Genomic DNA, 19,442 nt, shown 5'->3' with positions numbered 1-19,442 from the left:
TCGTGCGAATTTGAAAAACTAACCTCAGTTCACGCAATCCGGAGGAGAATTGCAAGCATATTGGTTGACGTTGCCAAATATTCAATAAACTAACGGAAATTTGATCAATTGTTTAAACTTTGACGTAAGGTCACTTTTGTTAGCGCTCTCTGAAAAAGCGGAAAGTGTATCGATTTGAAGCGAATCTCTGAGCTATGAACCTGTTTGACATGGTGCTGTTTTCACGCATAGCCTGTGGCGCATCACCTAAAGGAGCCTGGCCAACCATGTTGGATCAACCACTTGTCGATATTGAAAATCTGCGTGTAGAGTTTGAAACATCGGGGGGCACTGTCGTTGGGGTCGAGGATGTTTCGTTTGAAATCGCACCCGGCGAAACCCTATGTATTGTTGGTGAATCCGGGTCTGGAAAATCAGTTTCTTCGCTGTCGCTTATGCGTTTGGTTGAGTTCGGTGGCGGTGCCATTGCTGGCGGTTCTATTAAGTTTAAACGCGACAATGAAAACGCGCTTGAGATCAAAGATGCTGATTCCGATTTGATGCGGACCATTCGCGGAAACGAAATCGCGATGATCTTTCAGGAACCAATGACAGCCCTAAATCCGGTGTTTACGGTCGGGCGTCAGCTGAAAGAGGGACTTAAGGTTCACAAACGGATGAACGATGCTCAGGCGACAGAACGCGCACTAGAGCTTCTGCGTCAGGTGCGTATTCCAGAACCGGAACGCCGCATGACCCAATACCCACATGAATTGTCGGGTGGGATGCGCCAACGTGTTGTGATCGCGATTGCAATGGCGTGTGAGCCAAAGCTGCTGATCGCAGACGAACCGACCACTGCGCTTGATGTAACGATCCAAGCCGAAATCTTGGCGTTGATTGATCGGCTAAAACGCGAAAACAATATGGCCGTGATGTTTATCACCCACGACATGGCCGTTGTGGCACAAATGGCTGATCGTGTTTTGGTAATGTATCGCGGAAACATGGTTGAAGAGGGAACCGTCGAGGAAATCTTCGAGAACCCAAAAGAAGACTACACAAAGGCTTTGTTGGCTGCGGTGCCACGTTTGGGCGAAATGAGCGGTAAAGCCGCCCCTGAGCCAATGCGTATTTTGGGCCAAGAGTATTCAAGAGCAGAAAACAAAGGCCCTGTTGTCGCGCCAGAGACGCTGCTTGAAGTGAAAAACCTTATCACGCGGTTCCCGGTTAAGAAGGGGTTGATGCGCAAGACTGTGGCGAATGTCCACGCCGTCGAAGATGTGTCGTTCAAAATCAAAGCAGGGCAAACTTTGTCTTTGGTAGGTGAATCTGGATGTGGAAAATCGACGGCTGGGCGTTCTTTGCTACGATTGGTTGAGCCAACGTCGGGCAGCATCATCATGGACGACCAAGACGTTGTCGCGATGAACCAAACTGAATTGCGTGCGGCGCGGCGCAACATGCAGATGATTTTCCAAGACCCCTTTGCGTCTCTTAATCCGCAGGTGCGTTTGGTTGATCAAGTGGCCGAACCATTGCGCAATTACGGGATTGATAGTGGGTCATCGTTGATGGACCGCGTTGCAACCTTATTTGATCGGGTTGAATTGCCGCGCAGCTTTTTGCGTCGGTATCCGCATGAAATGTCCGGAGGGCAACGCCAAAGGATCGCGATTGCGCGGGCGCTCGCACTTAGCCCGAAATTGATTGTCGCGGATGAGGCTGTTTCTGCGCTTGATGTGTCCGTTCAGGCGCAAGTGCTGAACCTGTTACTGGAGCTGCAACAGGATCTGGGTATCGCGATGCTGTTTATCAGTCATGACATGGCCGTTGTCGAACGGGTGAGCCACCAGACCGCTGTTATGTATTTAGGTCGTATTGTGGAAATCGGACCGCGTGCTGCGATCTTTGAAAACCCGCAACACGCTTATACAAAATCGCTTTTGTCTGCTGTGCCCGTCGCGGACCCACGCAAAAAGATGATTGGCAAGGAACTGAACTTTAAGCCAATTCCATCTCCGATCTTCCCCGAAGGTCATGTGGCCGGCCCATCAACTTATACCGAAGTTTCGCCGGAACATTTTGTTCTGAATGGCGACTGGTACTGATTAGGGACAAGCACCATGCTATTCACAAAGAAAAATCAGGAACGACGATGAGAATGAAACTTTCTGCCCTTGAGATCATGACAAAGCTGATCTCATTTCCAACTGTCAGTCGCGACAGCAACCTTGAACTGGTGGATTGGGTGGAAAGCTATCTTTCTTCTCACGGTATTTCATCGACCCGCGTCCCGAATGAAGATGGAACAAAGGCTGCACTCTATGCTTCCGTTGGGCCAAACATCGATGGCGGTGTTGTTTTGTCGGGGCATACCGATGTTGTTCCGATCGATGGGCAAGATTGGGACAGCGACCCCTTCACTGTGATTGAGCGCGATGGCCGCTACTACGGGCGTGGAACCTGCGATATGAAGGGGTTTAACGGTCTCGCGCTTTGGGCAATGGGGCAGGCGGCACAAACTGATATTAAACGTCCTTTGCAGATCGCATTGTCCTATGACGAAGAAATTGGCTGCACAGGTGCGCCACCGATGATTGATCATATGATTGCCAATTCTGACTTCCCTAAGGCGGCAGCGGCAATTATTGGTGAACCATCGACTATGCAATCGGTGACTGGCCATAAAGGCGGCGTTGGTTGGGATGTAAAAGTAACCGGTTTTGAGGTTCACTCATCGCTTTTGAACCAAGGTGTTTCGGCTATTCACGAAGGTGCAAAGCTTTTGCAGTGGATCAATGAAACCAACGCTGAGATCCAAGCTGCTACGCCCTCAGATGTTGCTGCGATGTTTGATCCACCCTTTTCGACGATACATTGTGGAACGATCCAAGGTGGCACCGCTGGTAATATCACAGCGGGTGAATGTCGTTTTGATCTGGATGTTCGCACAGTGGCTGATGAAAGCCACGAAATGTATGAAACGCGGCTGTTTGCCTTTGCCAATAAGTTAGATGCCGAGATGAAGGCACGTCATCCGGATACGGGTGTCGAGCTCACGCCTGATTTTGATGTGCCGCCCTTGCGGCCCGAAGAAAACGGCGCGGCTGAGGCACTTGTGCGGTCAATCACCGGGGATAACGGCGTTCATGTTGTGTCCTATGGCACTGAGGCAGGCCAGTTTCAGGAGCGTGGCTATTCTAGTGTTATCTGCGGGCCGGGCGATATCGCACAAGCCCACCAACCCAATGAGTTTATCGAGAAATCCGAATTTGAAGCCGGAGAGCAATTCATGCGTCGGCTGGTTGATCATCTGACGAAGGACTAAACGATGCCGATTAAGAACAGATTTGCTGAGCTACAGCCGGAAATTGCGGGATGGCGACGCCATTTGCATGAAAATCCTGAACTGCTGTTTGATACGCACGAAACTTCTGCGTTTGTCGAAGAGCGTCTGAAAGAGTTTGGCGTTGATGAAATTGCTACTGGGATTGGCCGCACGGGTGTCGTTGCGGTGATCAAAGGCAAAACAAATACATCTGGCAAAACCATCGGGTTGCGCGCCGATATGGATGCTTTGCCAATTCTTGAGGCGACTGGCCTAGACTACGCGTCAAAAACACCGGGTAAAATGCATGCTTGCGGCCACGATGGACACACAGCGATGTTGTTGGGCGCGGCAAAGTATCTGGCCGAAACACGTAATTTTGACGGCACATGTGTTGTGATTTTCCAACCCGCTGAAGAAGGCGGTGGCGGCGGCAAAGAAATGGTCGACGACGGAATGATGGACCGCTGGAACATCGACGAAGTCTACGGCATGCACAATTGGCCGGGTCACGCAGTTGGTAGTTTTGCTATTCGTCCAGGGTCATTTTTTGCCGCAGCTGATCAGTTTGAGATTTTTGTTGAGGGGCAAGGCGGCCATGCTGCCAAGCCACATGAAACGATTGATACAACTTTGGTCGCGAGCCACATTGTCATCGCTTTGCAATCTATCGCTTCACGCAATGTGAACCCAGTTGAGCAAGTCGTGGTATCGGTCACGTCTTTTGAAACGGAATCCAAAGCGCACAATGTGATCCCTCAAAAGGTTAAGCTGCGCGGTACTGTGCGGACCTTGGACAACGATGTTCAGGATTTGGCCGAAGCGAAATTGATCAAAATCGCGGAAACCACCGCCGAAGTTTTCGGGGCCAAGGCCGTTGTTGACTATAAACGCGGTTATCCGGTGATGGTGAATGCCGAAGAGCAAACTGAGTTTGCAGCAGATGTCGCGAGCAAAATTTCCGGCGGATGTGATGATGCTCCGTTGGTTATGGGCGGCGAAGATTTCGCCTTTATGCTGAATGCACGTCCAGGTGCTTATATTTTGATGGGTAACGGAGATACGGCTGCGGTGCACCATCCCGAATATAATTTTGATGATGAGGCCATTCCCGCTGGTTGCAGCTGGTGGGCCGGAATTGTCGAAAACCGCATGCCTGCGGCTTAAAAAGATAAAGAGGGCGGGAGAAATCCCGCCCTTTCATTCAGGTTCATGTGTCAGTTGTGGGCCCGTTTTATTGTTCCACTGAAACAGAACGATGTTCCAACGTTTAAGTTCTGTCCGTGATGGGTAAATCATACCGTTAAACCCTGCGCCCCGCGCGACATCTGAAATGCCCCAACTGGGGGCCGGGTGCCCTAGGGCGCGATCTTCGTGCCACGCAGACCGAATGTCAGATAGGGTGAAATCAAATTTGGCGCGTTCATCACTTTTTCTGAGATCAAGTAGCACCGCGTCGTTTAATGCGTAGCGCAGGTAGGTCGGCCTGTCGTCATCCGCGACGTAGCGGGCCATCGTTTTTAGAGCCCAAGCTTTGGTTGGCGACAGGTAAAATGCAGTTTGGCCGTTGTGGTGAAATCGCCCTTCGGGGCTTTGGGCACGCTGTAAAGGATCAGATGGAGGTTTAAGGATAAGCCGGTAGAAAATACCGTTTGTCCTTGGTCGGGTCATCCGCCTGTATGGCTCATGTGGCGCGACATTTGACCATCTGCGCGCTGCCGCGAATAATCGAAATCGTGCCCTTTAGGTTTTTGCCCGATTGCCGCGTGGATAGCGGCAACAAGAGGAGCGTTGCCTTCAGATTCTCGCAGCGGCCCACGCAGGTCAGCTTTGCCTTCTTGACCCAAACACGTATAGATTTCGCCGGTGCAGGTTATGCGAACCCGATTACAGCTCTCACAGAAGTTATGGGAAAGTGGCGTGATCAACCCAATTTTTTGACCGGTTTCAACGATCTGAAAATATCGCGCAGGGCCACCTGTACGGTCAGGAAGGTCAACTGTCGTATAGCGGGTTTCGATTTCTGCTCTTAAATCCTTGAGAGACCAATATTGATCTAGGCGATCTTCGTTCCCAATATCGCCCATTGGCATTACTTCGATAAAGGTAAGGTCCAGATCACGCTCTGCACACCATTCGGTTAAGGTAAAGAGTTCATCATCATTGACACCCTTTACAGCGACCGCGTTAATTTTGACACGAAGTCCTGCATTCTGCGCTGCATCAATTCCTTTTAAAACCTGAGGCAAACGCCCCCAACGGGTAACGCGCGCAAACTTTTCCTCATCTAAAGTATCGAGGGAAATATTGACGCGTTTCACACCGGCTTTGGCAAGGTCATCAGCGTATTTGGCCAATTGCGATCCATTGGTTGTAAGGGTGAGTTCCTTTAGCGCACCACTTTCAAGATGCCGTGACATCGATTGCATAAAGGTCATAATGCCACGCCGCACCAAAGGCTCGCCCCCGGTAATGCGCAGCTTTTCCACGCCAAGATCAACAAATGAACTGCACAGGCGATCCAACTCTTCGAGTGTTAGAAGCTCTTTCTTGGGCAGAAACGTCATATCCTCAGACATGCAGTAAACACAGCGAAAATCACAGCGATCCGTGACGGAGACGCGCAAATAGGTAATTGCGCGTTGAAAAGGGTCAATGAGAGTCGGGCTGGCTTTTGGCTGTGTCATAGCGCGAAGGTAAGCTTCCGCCGACGTTGCCACAAGAGCGAAGTTCACATTGAAGCAATGTCCAATGCGGCGTAGAGTTTCAGTATGAAAAAGTATGTATTGATGATGGCCTGCATTGGCGCCACAGGGTGTTCCGTATTCGGACCACGCGTGACCGAAAATTCAGAGGCGACCCGACCTTCGCCTCGTCCAGAAATTGCGATTGTTGAGCCAAGTGGCCCTGCCACGGCAGAAGCTTTTGATACCACTACAACCGAAGAGCGCACTGCAGCTGTCGTGACAGAAACCGAGGCGCAAGGTGCTGTTTCTTTGGGGCAAACCATTGCCAGCTTGGGTGATCCGACTGATCAGGGGTTCTGGGTGAAAACGCCGTTGGTTCAATCGGAAACGTCGGGGTATATTCGATCAGATGAAACGGGGGAAACTGTCGAAGTGACGTTGATACCGTTAGAGCAAGACGTTGGTGCAGGCAGCCAGGTGTCGTTGGCAGCGATGCGTTTGCTTGGTGTTTCTCTGACTGGATTGCCGGTTATTGAGGTTTTTCAAAATTAAGTGATTTCATTGCGGCTTGACAGCTAAGGCGCTTTCATTCAATTAATTGAACGAGTGTTCATTTATTTGGAGCTGCGACATGGAACGACGGTTGATAACACCATCTCAGGATTGGTCCGAGATCATTAATTCATTTCGCTGGAATGTTCCCGAACATTTCAACATGGCGGATGTCTGTTGCAGCAGCTGGGCACAGAAGTCGCCGGAAAAACCCGCGCTTATTCACATTTTCGAAGATGGCTCTGAGCAACGTTGGAGTTATGGGCAGTTAGAAGAAGGGGCCAATAGGCTCGCGCATGCATTTCGCGCGCGGGGCGTGGGGGCAGGGGATCGCGTTGCTATTTATTTGGCGCAAGGGCCTGAGGTGCTGTTGGCGCATTTTGCGGCGTATAAATTAGGTGCGATTGCATTGCCTTTGTTTACGCTGTTTGGTGAGGAGGCGCTGCGGTATCGTCTTTTTGACAGTGGGGCAAAAATTGCCCTTACAGATGGGGCCAATTTGCCAAAGCTTTTGGACATATGGCCAGAGCTGCCAGAACTTGCGCATGTCCTTTGTACCGATCCAGCCAAGGCACCTGTATGTGTTTTGACCGAAGAAATGGCCAAAGCCTCAGCTAAACCCATTCAAGTGCAAACTCGTGCTGATGATCCGGCTGTTTTAATTTACACCTCTGGCACAACGGGATCACCAAAGGGGGCACTACACGCGCACCGGTTTTTGCTTGGGCATTTACCGGCGGTCGAAGTGCATCACGGGTTTTTGCCGCAACCTGACGATTGCGGTTGGACGCCTGCTGATTGGGCTTGGATTGGTGGGCTGATGGATTTGGCGATGCCGTGCCTTTACTACGGAGTCCCGTTGGTCAGTCATCGTATGCGCAAGTTTGATTCAGATGCTGCCTTTGAGCTTATCGCTCGTCAGCGCGTCAAAAATCTGTTTTTGCCACCGACTGCTCTGAAAATGATGCAGCATGCTTCAGTTCCGAACGACGTGAAAATCAGGTCAATCTCCTCTGGTGGGGAAAGCCTATCCTCTGAACTGTTGGCTTGGGGATCTGATGTACTTGGGGCTGAGATAAACGAAATTTATGGCCAGACGGAATGCAATCTCGTGGTGTCAGGGTCTGCATCCGCAGGTGTACGCAAACCCGGTACAATGGGGCGCGCGGTGCCAGGGCATGACGTGGCGATATTTGGCGCTGACGGGCAGATCGTACCTGATGGTGAGGCGGGCGAAATTGCTGTTCGCGCACCTGATCCGGTTATGTTTCTTAGGTATTGGAATAAGCCAGAAGAAACTGCCAAAAAATTCCGAGGCGATTGGTTGCTGACTGGGGATCTGGGTGTTCGGGATGCAGATGGGTATTTTAAATTCCTATCACGTGACGACGATGTGATTACATCCGCAGGTTATCGTATCGGTCCGGGCGAGATCGAACATTGTTTGACAGGGCATCCTGACGTGCTTCAGGCCGCTGCGGTCGGAGTTCCCGACAAACTGCGCACCGAAATTGTTAAAGCGTTTGTGGTGCTGCGTGAGGGCGCGGAATGGGAAGGTCTTGAAACGGTGCTCATTAATCGTGTGAAGGCCAAGGTTAGCCCACACGTCGCGCCGAAGTCTATTGTCGTGATGAAGGCTTTGCCCACAACAGCCACAGGAAAAGTCATGCGGCGATCTTTGCGCGACTGCTAAAGTCGCGCTGCGCCGTCTTGCAGGTATTGACGGGTTTGTTGGCTAATCACCTGCCCCCGCAACCGTGCTGCACGTGCTCGCAGGTTTGCAACGCGGGCCTCTAATGATCCGACCAGAGCGTCATCAATTTGGGGCGGTGTATTATATTGAGTCAATTGATCCATTGGCAATAGCGTCGGAAAATCAGCTTGGCGCGCGCGGTCAGAGACGGACGCATCGACAGATGGAAACTGTGCGCAGGCACCCATCGCTGGCAAAAGGAGCGCAATCATAATCTGGCGGAGTTGCATTGACTGCCCCTTACATTCATTCGTTTCATTTATACGAACTTGCTGCAGGCCCCACAAGCAAAAGACACCTAGATGATCTACTCTTGAACTGAACGTATGTTCATATAGACAGAGGGTATGGCACGAAAAACAGGTTCTCATTCAGATATTACTGGTCCGCGGGTCCGCGCTGCGGCGCAGACGCTTTTTGCACGTCACGGTTTTGCAGCTGTATCCATGCGCCAAATTGCAAAAGACGTGGGTGTGCAGGCGGGGGCGCTTTACCTTTATACCAAAGATAAGCAATCGCTTTTGTTTGATTTGATGAAGGGGCATCTTGAGGAATTGCTTGAGGCTTGGCAGCTTCATCACCCCAACAGTATCGGACCGATGGAAGATCTAGAGGCTTTTGTTCGGTTCCACATTGGCTTCCATGCAGATCGCCAAGAGGCTGTTTTTATTGCATATATGGAATTGAGAAATCTGGATGACGACAACTTTTCCGTAGTCGAAGGGCTGCGTAAGCAATATGAAAATGTGCTGGGCGGTATTTTGAAGAATGGCCAAGACACTGGGATATTTGCAGTTCCAGATACAAAGTTGGCGACTTTGGCCGTTATCGCGATGTTGACTGGGGTGAACACCTGGTATCGCGATGGGGGGCGTTTGGACCGCGAAACGGTCCAAAGCATTTACTGGGATATGGTCCGCAATTCTGTTGCGGCTTAATGCGCAGGTTTGATGAAGGTTCCATTGCGCAGCTCTGAAAATGCAGTTTTCAATTCTTCAGGTGTGTTCATGACAATTGGGCCGTGCCACGCGACGGGTTCCTCAATTGGGGCACCTGAAATGAGTAGAAACCGCAGTCCTTTTTCGCCAGCTTGAACGGACACTTCATCTCCGCTGTCGAATTGGATCAATGTTCGGTTGCCAGATAAATCGCGAATATTGACCTCTTCGCCGCGCACTTCTTTTTCTAATAAAACACCGATAGGTGCAGACGCGTCCGAAAAGGCCCCTGAGCCAGAAAAGACATAAGCAAATGCGCGCCTGTAGGTATCAAGTGGAAAGGTCTTTTTTACACCGGGTGGAATAGAAATGTCTAAGTATTGTGGGTCAGCTGCGATCCCGTCGATGGGGCCGGTTTGCCCCCAAAAGGACCCGATAATCACTTTGACCTTTGTCCCGTCGTCTTCCTCAATGAGGGGAATGTCAGAAGCGGCCATGTCTTGGTATCGCGGGGCTGTCATTTTTAGATCGCGTGGGAGGTTGGACCAAAGTTGAAAGCCATGCATCTGACCACGGGCATTTCCACGGGGAAGCTCTTGATGCAAAATGCCGGACCCTGCGGTCATCCATTGGACGCTGCCGGGGCCAAGTTCACCTCTGTTGCCGAGGCTGTCACTGTGTTCTACTGTGCCGTCTAATACATAGGTGATTGTTTCGATGCCACGATGGGGATGCCATGGAAATCCCGCTTGATAATCCTCGGGATTGTCATTGCGAAAATCGTCAAATAGCAGAAATGGATCAAGCGCTTTGGGTTTTGAAAACCCAAAGGCGCGATGCAACTTAACGCCTGCGCCTTCGATAGTCGGCACAGCGAGACTCTGAGATTTAATAGGGCGTATCGACATGACTTTGCCCTCCTTTCACATCGAATATAAGCCAACGTGGCCTTATGTGCAGGGTTGGATGTGTGGATCAGAGAACAGCATCTGTGCGCGGTGTTTGAAACAGCCCGACAACCCAGTCCCGGACCAATGCGGCCTCAACGCTATGTTGGTTGGGGCCAGCGGTAGGCATAAGGTAGTGCCCTTGGCCCATCTCTAATTCCAAATCCAAGGCTTGTACCAACTGCACACGTTTCAGCGGGCCATCCGCATAACGTTTCATCATCATTGCAACACCGGCGCCACTTGCGGCCAGCTCAATCGCGGCCAATGAGGTGTCGACAAATAAAGCCTGGGGTTTGTTTGAAATGTCGATGCCGTGATTTCTCGACAGTCTGAGCCAGTGATCCTGAAAACCGTGGATGTGTATCAATTCCTGTTCAAATAAGGCGTCTACTGTGTGAATACGATGCGCTTGATGCGCTGCACACACGGGAATAACGGATTCTTCGGCTAGCAAATGTGCGCGTCGTCCGAACCAACTGCTCGGCCCTAGGCGTAGATCGACATCAATATCCCCTTCTTCCGTGGAATCCGCCCAGATCGCTGAAATAAGACGGATATTTATCGCGGGGTTCGCAGCGTGAAACGCGCCTAGTTTTGGTGCGATCCATAAGACCGCTGTGGAAATCGGAGCGCGTAAAGTGATGGTCTTTGTTCGGCTTGGCCCCAAAAGCCCACGTGTTGAAAAAGCAATGTCGTCGATTGCTTGGGAAATTGATGGATAATATGCATGCCCCAATTCCGTAAGCTCAAGAGTGCGCGAACGCCGAGTAAACAGTAATACGCCAAAGCTTTTCTCAAGGCTTCGCACTTGATGGCTGATCGCGGCTTGGGTGAGGCCAAGTTCGGTTGCGGCTGCTGTAAAACTGCGCAGTCGGGCGGACGCCTCAAACGCCCGCAGCCACACAAGATTGGGAAGATCAGCCATTCTGTTACAAATTTTCTTTAGGACAGGTTGGCTTATTATTCATTTCAATTTTGAAAAAGGTCAAGGTAGCTCTTGGTAAACCACCGAAATTTGAAAGGAACACCCATGGGAACGGATTTGAAGGTAGGCTTTATCGGGCTTGGCAACGTTGGCGGTAAACTGTCAGGAAGTCTGCTGCGCAATGGCGTGAATATCACAGTTCTTGATTTGAACGAAGAACTCATGGACAGTTTTGTCGCGCTGGGCGCAGCGAAAGGCGAAAGCCCAGAGCAATTGATGCGCGATTGCGATGCCGTGATCACCTGTTTGCCGTCACCCGCCGCGTCTGCCGCAGTCATGGAAGGCGAAAATGGTATCCTGAAGGCAATGGGTCCCGGCAAAATCTGGATGGAAATGTCCACCACGGATGAAGCTGAAGTAAAGCGCCTGGCCGAAAAAGTTCACGCACTTGGTGGCGCCGCCGTTGATTGTCCAGTTTCCGGTGGTTGCCACCGCGCGGATACAGGCAATATCGCTATTTTCGCGGGCTGTGATCGCGAAACCTTTGATCGCATTTTGCCGTTTCTGACCACAATGGGACGTCGTGTTTTACACACGGGCGATCTTGGTTCTGCTTCAGTTCTAAAGGTTGTTACGAACTATCTCGCGACAGCTAACCTTATTTCTGTGGCTGAGGCGCTGACCGTTTCGGGTGCAGCTGGAATGGACCTTGCGACTGCGTATGAAGCTATTCGAATTTCATCTGGCAATAGCTTTGTGCATGAAACCGAAAGCCAAGTGATCTTGAATGGTTCTCGCGATATTTCCTTCACTATGGATCTGGTGCTTAAGGATATTAGCCTCTTTCAAAGCGTTGCAGATCGGGCAAATGTTCCGCTTGAGATGAATCCATTGATGATCAAAATCTTCAAAGATGGTATCGAAAAATATGGTTCGCGTGAATTGTCACCAAACATTATCCGTCGTCTCGAAGATGCGACAGGTCTTGATATTCGTGCACCAGGGTTCCCACCGGAAATGACAGATGATGAACCCGAAGAGCCGGGGTATGAAATCAACCCAAAGGCTGACCGGATTGCGGCAGAATGATGGGGGAGGGCAATATTAACCTTGCTCTCTATCCTATCCACAAAAAGGAAAGCGCGGCTTACGCTGCGCTTCTCACCAAAGTTCAAGAACAATTGGGGCGTGATGGGTGTGCGGTTTTAAAGAACTTTCTGACTGTTGATGGCATACGCGCCACGGCGACCGAAGCAGAGAGCGTCGCACATAAAGGTCACCGTAGTTACAACCGCACAAATGTGTATTTCTCGCAAGACGATGAAACATTGCCATTGGATCATCCTGTTCGGCAGTTTTATGATCGTTCCAATGCGTTTGTACCCGCTGATAATTTTAGTCCTGATGGAGCGTTGCGCCAAATCCATGATTTCGAAGGGTTTGACGATTTCGTCCGCGAATGCCTTGGGGAGTCTGAAGATCGCTTTTTTCGGTATGACGACCCGCTGGCGGATGTGATTGTGAACACGGCGAAGGAAGGGAATGGGTTTCCTTGGCACTTTGACACTAACAATTTCACCGTGACACTGGCGCTACAGAACGCGAAAGGCGGCGGAGCATTTGAATATGCCCCCATGATCCGCAACCAAGGTCAGGGTGGAGAAAACTTTGACGAAGTGCGTCGCGTATTGGATGGCACCTCGGACAAGATTAAAGTGTTACATCTGGAACCGGGCGATCTCCAATTGTTCCAAGGACGATATAGCTTGCACCGGGTTGCGCCGTTAACCGGTGATCGCGCGCGCCATGTCGCTATTTTTTCTTATGTGTCCGAGCGCGGAATGTGCGGCAGCCCAGAGCGCACCAAGCAACTGTATGGTCGGGTTTTGCCTGTGCACTATGAACGCGCGGGCCTGCGCGCGGACGATTACCTCGATTGACTAGACGTTTTGCTGGCGGGCTTCTATGACAAGGCAAAGGAGAACCCAATGCCCGAGCAGTCCCAAGAAACCGAATACGCTGACGATGAAGTTATTTGCACATTAAATGCGTCTGGTGTGCGTCGCACATTTGGGATGATGACCTTATTGATCCTAGGGGGGCTTGTTGTCTATCTCGCATTGGCACAGCCTCCGGCGACAATAGGTTGGCAGATATTTATGATTGCTTTTGGGCTTAGCGTTCTTTGGATTGCTGCTCGGCTTCATTATGCAACCGGGCTCGTCTTATCCTTAACGCCAACTTCTCTCACCACGAGCGATGGACGCGTTGTTTTTAATGTAGCCGATGTCGAAAGTGTCGCGCGTGGTTTTCTTGCGTTTAAACCTTCGCATGGCTTTGCGATCAAAATGAAAACCCGGCAACCCATGGGATGGGCGCCGGGTATGTGGTGGTCTTTTGGCCGAAGCGTCGGGATCGGTGGCGTTACTGCGGCGGGGCAGGGCAAATCAATGGCTGAGATTTTGACCCTACTTGTTGCGCAGCGTGATAGCGATCTTTCAGCTTAGCAGGTTGTTCCCCAGCAGAGCTGTGGCGCAAAGCGCGGGCTGGTCACAACGAGGTTTTGAAACTCAAACTCGTCTAGACCGACATTGAACGCTGGCGAATACATCATGCTTGTTTCAACTACGATCAGGCGTTCCCCGTTTGTAAGTGTCGGGAAATGATCTTTGATTTCCTGAACTGACGCAGTGTTCCATGTCTGACGGGAATCTGTGGCGTGTGACCAAATCACTTCGTAGCGATTGCTTGTGTCACTCCACATAACTTCGGTCAGGCGTAGTGAGGTTGTGTCATTTCCGTGGACAAGGAATGAAAACACATCTTCGAGGCCTTCCATGTAGGCTGTGTCGATGGGGTTTGTTTCCCGAGACAGCGCGTCACTGATTGTATAGGCCGCCTTGATGTTTGTGGCCTCAGCGCGGAAGGCATCAAAGAAGATGAACATTCCGACATAGGCCCAAATCATAAAGGGAAGAACGATTATGGCTTCGATTGCGATCGCCGCGTCGGTATCTTGTGCGAAGCTGCGGAGTTTACTGCGCAGGCGGGACATTTTGTATGACATCTGCATTTCCATTACCTCGGTTCGTTCACAAAGGCAGAGGACGCAATCACTGCATATCCGCCGGTTGAATCTTTCTGGATGTGATAGCCTAAGCCAATCTGAGGAAAGATCGGTGAAAAGACAGCGCAGGCACGGACCAGCATGATGTTATTTTCATGTCCGCCGTCAAATGTGGTCGCAGGTAATACTGTCTGCGAACGGTCCACACATTGCGCATTATTGCTCAGCAAATCCCAGCTTTCGGTTGAAACAGGCTGCATTTCCAAAAGCAGTGTATCCATACACTGGGGAATGCCGATTGCATTGTCGCAAACCCGTTGGCGAAGCGCGGTATGGGTCGGTGGAGTCCATGTTCCTAAGCGCAAGTCACGTACTGCGATGTCCAACGCACGTTCGATCAAGATGCCCCGGATCGATAACAGCCCGGCCTCAAAGGCAGAAATGAAAAGCACGATGAACATTGGAAAGAACAGTGCAAATTCGATGGTGGAGTTGCCGTCATCTTCTTTGCGGAGCCAATGGGTGAACTTACTAATAATATGGGTCATTGTGTCAACCTCAGCTGGTTAATCTGACGAGCGATGGAATTGAAGGCTTCGCCAATTTCCAAACCTTCTACACGGAAGAAGTGGGATGGAGAGGACGCGCAGTTCCGCATCACGTTTGCACCATGGTTTCCAACCTCAAAGCCGATTGTGAAAACAGTGATATTGTTGTCTTTCGCCGCGTCGCATATGTTTGAGAGCATGCTGTCAGCCTGTGAAGAGGTATAGCGAAGCTCATAGTAGCGCGAGCGGTTGTATGAAGACACGTATCTATACAGGTAGTTCCAAAGGGAATACTGGTTCCAATGGGCGTATTCGCTGGTGCTGTTGTAGTATGAATTGCGGATGCGATAGGTGCTTACGTTCTCACCATCGGTCATCAGGACCACAACTTTCAGTGTTTCGGTGTCGTTCCATGCCGCAGGACGATTTTCAAAAGCGTCATCAACTTGGTTCGCCGCGACCATTTGGCGAATAACACCATTTGTTGTCGGGTCGAGCAGGATTGTACCCCACTTCATGCCAATGTGGATAGCTGTATTTGCACGTGCGCGATACTGACCGATTGTATCCTGAAGGTCTGAGATATCTTCACTAAAGGTCACAATTTCTTCGTAGCTTTCGTCAGGACAACCTGGGTTTCTGATTGGGCGCGAAGAGCTGCTGCTCCATTCGAAGTGTTGGCCTTGTTCGTATGTAAAATATTGTGTCGAAGCGCCAGAAACAGGTGCTGTACGATTGTTGCCACGACGTGCGCTTGAAAAATCTAATCCAGTCTGATTGAAGTCAGCGGTTTCAAATTCAATACAGTGGGAATAGCTGTGATTTGGTACGCGGTAGGCGTTGGGATCCACAATCTGATTAAACAAGGCTGATCCTGCATTCACCTGTGCGGTGTAGGGGATAAGCGAAACAGATGTTAATCCTTCGTTATTGGTGCCAATAACGGATTCCACAAATTCCGATGCTGAGTCACGTAGTAACTGAATTTTGTTATTGCGGCCCATCGATCCTGAAATGTCCAGAACCATCGAAATTTCGACATTGGCTTTGCGCTCTTCGGCTGTACCTTGGGCTGGCGCAGTGAGCTCATCAACGCCCAACAATCCCATAAACATTGTGTTTACCGGTGTAGAAGAGGTCGCAGAAACTGTGCGATGTGCCAAACCCTGATCAACTGTAACATTGGTCAAGTAATCTGAAAGACCTGCTTTGTCGAAATAATCTTCAACCACGGATTCAGGATCAAGCGTTTGATCCAAATCTGCCGCAGCCAAGATCGCGCGATCTAGCGTATTTTGAAGCTGTGCGCGCCGTGATTCAAAGCGCATAACATCAACAGCGATACCGCCGATCATGACCATTAAAATAAACATATAAAGGGAGAAGATGATAATGCTACCGTCTTCATCTTTGGCGAATGAAGTGACGAAACCACGGTTTCTTCTGCCGGATGCAGAACGATGCGTAGCGCCGTCAAGTCCTTTGGTTTTGCTGTCGCGTGTCATCACTTTTACCTTACCTAATGTCGAATCCTTAAATTTGGACTCAAGAGATCAAGGCATATCTAATGAAGAGGACATGGCGAAAATGAGGCACACTTGTGACTTGAATGCGCAAATTTAGCATTATTTGTATGAAAATAAGGGGCGATAATTAGAGATTAGCCGCTCTTCATCAACAATTGATTAATTTTTCGAGACCGCCTGTGACTGGCTTGAGCGATAAATGACGAAATCGAAGCTTTTCTCCAATTGAACTGGCTTAGGTTTACCAATCCGTCATATTGTCGCAGTTGAGTTGTGGGGCAAAATGATTCCCATAGCTATCTTTGGGAGAGTGGAGAGTTAAGAAATGACGCCAATTCAAGAACCCAGTTTTCGCGAGTCCGTTGACATCATGTTCAACCGCGCGGTTGCACTTATGGATTTGCCCCCGGGTCTAGAAGAAAAAATTCGGGTGTGTAACGCGACCTACACCGTGAGATTTGGGGTGCGCCTACGCGGCCAAATCCAAACCTTTACGGGATATCGCTCTGTTCATTCTGAACATATGGAACCTGTTAAGGGCGGTATTCGTTACTCAATGGGTGTAAATCAAGACGAAGTAGAAGCGCTTGCTGCTTTGATGACCTATAAATGTGCGTTGGTTGAGGCACCATTTGGTGGTTCAAAGGGTGGCCTTTGTATCGATCCACGTGAGTATGACGAGCATGAGCTCGAATTGATTACACGCCGTTTCGCCTATGAATTGGTGAAGCGCGATTTAATTCATCCGTCACAAAACGTGCCTGCCCCAGACATGGGCACAGGTGAACGCGAGATGGCTTGGATTGCTGACCAGTACGCGCGGATGAATACGACGGATATTAACTCCAAAGCTTGTGTGACGGGTAAACCATTGAACGCCGGCGGTATTGCTGGACGTGTCGAGGCAACTGGGCGCGGCGTGCAATATGCGCTTCAGGAGTTTTTCCGTTATCCCGAAGATATTGCTAAGGCGGGCCTCGATGGCACGTTGGATGGCAAGCGTGTTGTTGTTCAGGGCCTCGGAAATGTGGGTTTTCATGCCGCCAAATTCCTATCTGAAGAAGACGGTTCAAAGATCGTTGCCGTTATTGAACGCGACGGTGGCATCTATGATCCGAATGGTATCAATATCGAAGAGCTACGTGCTTGGTTGGCCAAACATGGTGGCGTCAAAGGATATCCTCACGGGCAATACGCCGAAGATGGGTCTACGTTGCTTGAGGTCGAATGTGACATTCTGATCCCGGCGGCCTTGGAAGGTGTTATTAACCTTGGAAATGCTGCGCAAATTCAAGCGCCTTTGATCATCGAAGCTGCGAACGGTCCAGTGACTGCTGGGGCTGACGAAATTCTTCGCGAAAAGGGATGTGTCATTATTCCAGATATGTATGCCAACGCTGGTGGTGTGACAGTTTCCTATTTCGAATGGGTGAAAAACCTTAGCCACATTCGGTTTGGCCGGATGCAACGCCGTCAAGAAGAAGCACGCCATCAATTGGTTGTGGATGAGCTAGAAGAATTGGCTGCAAGCACAGGAAATGGTTGGAAGTTATCTCCTGGCTTTAAGGATAAATATCTTAAAGGCGCAGGCGAGCTTGAATTGGTGCGCTCTGGTTTGGATGACACAATGCGGATTGCATATCAGTCTATGCGCGCCGTTTGGCACAATCGTGATGATGTGACAGATCTGCGGACTGCCGCATATCTGGTTGCGATTGATAAAGTTGCGTCAAGTTATCGCGCAAAAGGTCTCTGATCTTCTTCGCCCTTCCAGAAAAATGGGCTGGAGGGGCGATCCTCTTTTCGGTTTAGCGACAAAAATAGTCGCATAATGACATGTTTTTGTCGAAAACCGACGCGGAAATAAACAGTAGGCATTGAATATCTACTCGGTCACGGCCAATGTTCGCCGGACAGTAGGGAGATATCAAATGCGATTTTCCGCATGGCAGGTTTTGAAGAACGGTCTTACCGGAAATAAAGGCTGGACGCCCCATTGGCGTAGCCCGGAACCTAAGAAAGAATACGACATCATTATTATTGGTGGGGGTGGACACGGGTTGTCTACGGCCTACCATCTTGCAGCCGTTTACGGGAACGCCAATGTTGCGGTCTTGGAAAAGGGTTATATCGGGGGCGGTAATGTTGGGCGAAACACAACGATTGTGCGTGCTAACTATTTTCTCGATGGAAACTCCCAATTCTACAGCCACTCGCTGAAGTTGTGGGAGAAAATGGAAGGCGATTTGAACTTTAACGCGATGCATTCGCAGCGTGGGATTATCAATCTTTTCCATTCCGATGGTCAACGTGATGCAGCGGCGCGCCGTGGGAACATGATGATCAGCCAAGGCGATGACGCAATTTTGCTTGATCGCGAAGGTGTTCGTGAACAGGTGCCGTTCCTTGATTTTGAACAGACGCGGTTTCCTATCTATGGTGGCCTTTACCATAAACGAGGCGGCACAGCGCGCCATGATGCGGTGGCTTGGGGCTATGCACGTGGGGCGGACCAGCGCGGCGTTGATATTATCCAAAACTGTGAAGTTACCGGCATTGACATCGAAAATGGCGCTGTAACGGGTGTGCAAACCACCAAAGGTCCGATCAAAGCGAAGAAGGTTGGTATGGTCGCGGCTGGTCGTTCAGGCCAGGTTGCCGCGATGGCGGGTATGCGTCTTCCGATCGAAAGCAACATTTTGCAAGCCTTCGTGACTGAGGGTTTGAAGCCTTGCCTAGATCATGTTGTCACCTACGGTATGGGACACTTTTACATCAGCCAGTCTGATAAAGGTGGTCTCGTGTTTGGCGGTGATCTTGATTTCTACGCGTCCTATGCCAGCCGCGGAAACCTTTCTACCGCAGAACATGTGATCGAGGCGGGCATGGCGCTTATGCCAATGATTGGCAAAGCAAAGATGCTGCGGTCTTGGGGTGGTATTATGGATATGACCCCGGATGGTTCCCCGATCATTGATAAAACAGACATCGATGGTCTGTATGTGGATTGTGGTTGGAACTATGGCGGGTTCAAAGCTGTGCCTGCATCGGGTGATTGTTTTGCCCATTTGTTGGCCACAGGTCGCCCACATGACGTAGCCAAGAAATTCCGCCTAGACCGTTTCCGCACCGGGGTTGATATCCTGGATGAGGAAGGCAAAGGCAGCCAACACAATCTACACTAAG

General features: G+C 50.3%; 19 protein-coding genes. 11 read left to right on the top strand and 8 right to left on the bottom strand.

Annotated elements, in window-relative coordinates; all coding sequences use genetic code 11:
• Nucleotides 1–266 precede the first annotated feature (266 nt).
• The 3 genes from G9C99_RS04130 to G9C99_RS04120 are packed head-to-tail and all read left to right on the top strand — an operon-like array spanning nt 267 to nt 4,477.
• Nucleotides 267–2,090 (top strand): ABC transporter ATP-binding protein, encoded by a 1,824-nt coding sequence (locus tag G9C99_RS04130; protein WP_166416153.1) that lies wholly within the window; start codon nt 267–269, stop codon nt 2,088–2,090.
• 47 nt (nt 2,091–2,137) lie between these two features.
• Nucleotides 2,138–3,310, top strand: a complete 1,173-nt coding sequence (argE, locus tag G9C99_RS04125) for an acetylornithine deacetylase (RefSeq protein WP_166416152.1) — start codon at nt 2,138–2,140, stop codon at nt 3,308–3,310.
• Nucleotides 3,311–3,313: 3 nt separating this feature from the next.
• The gene (locus G9C99_RS04120; RefSeq protein WP_166416151.1) at nt 3,314–4,477 is read left to right on the top strand and encodes a M20 aminoacylase family protein; all 1,164 of its coding nucleotides are present in this window, start codon (nt 3,314–3,316) and stop codon (nt 4,475–4,477) included.
• A gap of 33 nt (nt 4,478–4,510) precedes the next feature.
• Here the strand turns inward: G9C99_RS04120 and G9C99_RS04115 are convergent, their stop codons facing one another.
• Together G9C99_RS04115 and moaA are read right to left on the bottom strand one after the other, a co-directional pair.
• Nucleotides 4,511–4,981 (bottom strand): RES family NAD+ phosphorylase, encoded by a 471-nt coding sequence (locus G9C99_RS04115; protein ID WP_166416150.1) that lies wholly within the window; start codon nt 4,979–4,981, stop codon nt 4,511–4,513.
• Entirely contained in the window at nt 4,978–5,997 is a 1,020-nt protein-coding gene (moaA, locus tag G9C99_RS04110) for a GTP 3',8-cyclase MoaA (RefSeq protein WP_166416149.1), read from the bottom strand. Before moaA ends, G9C99_RS04115 begins: the two co-directional genes overlap by 4 nt.
• Before the next feature lie 84 nt (nt 5,998–6,081).
• On the opposite strand from moaA, the gene G9C99_RS04105 reads away from it, so the two are divergent.
• Both G9C99_RS04105 and G9C99_RS04100 read left to right on the top strand, forming a co-directional pair.
• Nucleotides 6,082–6,549: a hypothetical protein gene (locus G9C99_RS04105; RefSeq protein WP_166416148.1), complete on the top strand. Its 468-nt coding sequence runs from the start codon at nt 6,082–6,084 to the stop codon at nt 6,547–6,549.
• Nucleotides 6,550–6,628: 79 nt separating this feature from the next.
• A complete protein-coding gene (locus G9C99_RS04100) occupies nt 6,629–8,242 on the top strand; it encodes an AMP-binding protein (protein ID WP_166416147.1) in 1,614 nt (537 codons plus the stop codon).
• Here the strand turns inward: G9C99_RS04100 and G9C99_RS04095 are convergent.
• Nucleotides 8,239–8,532, bottom strand: coding sequence for a hypothetical protein (locus tag G9C99_RS04095; protein WP_166416146.1), 294 nt, complete (start codon nt 8,530–8,532; stop codon nt 8,239–8,241). The genes G9C99_RS04100 and G9C99_RS04095 overlap by 4 nt on opposite strands.
• 117 nt (nt 8,533–8,649) lie before the next feature.
• Here G9C99_RS04095 and G9C99_RS04090 point away from each other — a divergent pair, with 117 nt between their 5' ends.
• Nucleotides 8,650–9,240, top strand: coding sequence for a TetR/AcrR family transcriptional regulator (locus G9C99_RS04090; protein WP_166416145.1), 591 nt, complete (start codon nt 8,650–8,652; stop codon nt 9,238–9,240).
• Here the strand turns inward: G9C99_RS04090 and G9C99_RS04085 are convergent.
• Together G9C99_RS04085 and G9C99_RS04080 are read right to left on the bottom strand one after the other, a co-directional pair.
• A complete protein-coding gene (locus G9C99_RS04085) occupies nt 9,237–10,148 on the bottom strand; it encodes a pirin family protein (protein ID WP_166416144.1) in 912 nt (303 codons plus the stop codon). The genes G9C99_RS04090 and G9C99_RS04085 overlap by 4 nt on opposite strands.
• Nucleotides 10,149–10,215: 67 nt before the next feature.
• On the bottom strand, nt 10,216–11,115 hold the full coding sequence (locus G9C99_RS04080; protein WP_166416143.1) for a LysR family transcriptional regulator: 900 nt from the start codon (nt 11,113–11,115) through the stop codon (nt 10,216–10,218).
• 117 nt (nt 11,116–11,232) lie between these two features.
• Between G9C99_RS04080 and G9C99_RS04075 the strand changes: the two genes are divergently transcribed.
• The 3 genes from G9C99_RS04075 to G9C99_RS04065 are packed head-to-tail and all read left to right on the top strand — an operon-like array spanning nt 11,233 to nt 13,622.
• Complete coding sequence (locus tag G9C99_RS04075) at nt 11,233–12,204, top strand: NAD(P)-dependent oxidoreductase (protein ID WP_166416308.1); 972 nt, start codon at nt 11,233–11,235, stop codon at nt 12,202–12,204.
• Nucleotides 12,204–13,055, top strand: a complete 852-nt coding sequence (locus G9C99_RS04070; RefSeq protein WP_205859821.1) for a HalD/BesD family halogenase — start codon at nt 12,204–12,206, stop codon at nt 13,053–13,055. Before G9C99_RS04075 ends, G9C99_RS04070 begins: the two co-directional genes overlap by 1 nt.
• Nucleotides 13,056–13,103: 48 nt before the next feature.
• Nucleotides 13,104–13,622: a hypothetical protein gene (locus tag G9C99_RS04065; RefSeq protein ID WP_166416141.1), complete on the top strand. Its 519-nt coding sequence runs from the start codon at nt 13,104–13,106 to the stop codon at nt 13,620–13,622.
• Here the strand turns inward: G9C99_RS04065 and G9C99_RS04060 are convergent.
• From G9C99_RS04060 to G9C99_RS04050, 3 genes are read right to left on the bottom strand one after another with little or no spacing between them, the layout of a single operon-like run.
• Nucleotides 13,619–14,182 (bottom strand): hypothetical protein, encoded by a 564-nt coding sequence (locus G9C99_RS04060; protein WP_166416140.1) that lies wholly within the window; start codon nt 14,180–14,182, stop codon nt 13,619–13,621. The two genes, G9C99_RS04065 and G9C99_RS04060, sit on opposite strands and share 4 nt — an antisense overlap.
• An 11-nt stretch (nt 14,183–14,193) precedes the next feature.
• Nucleotides 14,194–14,730 carry a TadE/TadG family type IV pilus assembly protein gene (locus G9C99_RS04055; RefSeq protein ID WP_166416139.1) on the bottom strand — a complete coding sequence of 179 codons (537 nt, stop codon included), beginning with the start codon at nt 14,728–14,730 and terminating at the stop codon, nt 14,194–14,196.
• Nucleotides 14,727–16,235 carry a TadE/TadG family type IV pilus assembly protein gene (locus G9C99_RS04050; RefSeq protein WP_166416138.1) on the bottom strand — a complete coding sequence of 503 codons (1,509 nt, stop codon included), beginning with the start codon at nt 16,233–16,235 and terminating at the stop codon, nt 14,727–14,729. The genes G9C99_RS04055 and G9C99_RS04050 overlap by 4 nt, the downstream gene beginning before the upstream one ends.
• A 346-nt stretch (nt 16,236–16,581) precedes the next feature.
• On the opposite strand from G9C99_RS04050, the gene G9C99_RS04045 reads away from it, so the two are divergent.
• Both G9C99_RS04045 and G9C99_RS04040 read left to right on the top strand, forming a co-directional pair.
• Nucleotides 16,582–18,012: a Glu/Leu/Phe/Val family dehydrogenase gene (locus tag G9C99_RS04045; RefSeq protein WP_166416137.1), complete on the top strand. Its 1,431-nt coding sequence runs from the start codon at nt 16,582–16,584 to the stop codon at nt 18,010–18,012.
• A gap of 175 nt (nt 18,013–18,187) precedes the next feature.
• A complete protein-coding gene (locus G9C99_RS04040; RefSeq protein WP_166416136.1) occupies nt 18,188–19,441 on the top strand; it encodes a sarcosine oxidase subunit beta family protein in 1,254 nt (417 codons plus the stop codon).
• Nucleotide 19,442: the final 1 nt, after the last annotated feature.

Origin of the sequence: Cochlodiniinecator piscidefendens (assembly GCF_011326755.1) — a bacterium.
GTDB classification, from domain to species: domain Bacteria; phylum Pseudomonadota; class Alphaproteobacteria; order Rhodobacterales; family Rhodobacteraceae; genus Cochlodiniinecator; species Cochlodiniinecator piscidefendens.
The sequence above is the reverse complement of the archived record's forward strand: the minus strand, read 5'-3'. Positions and strand labels throughout refer to the sequence as shown.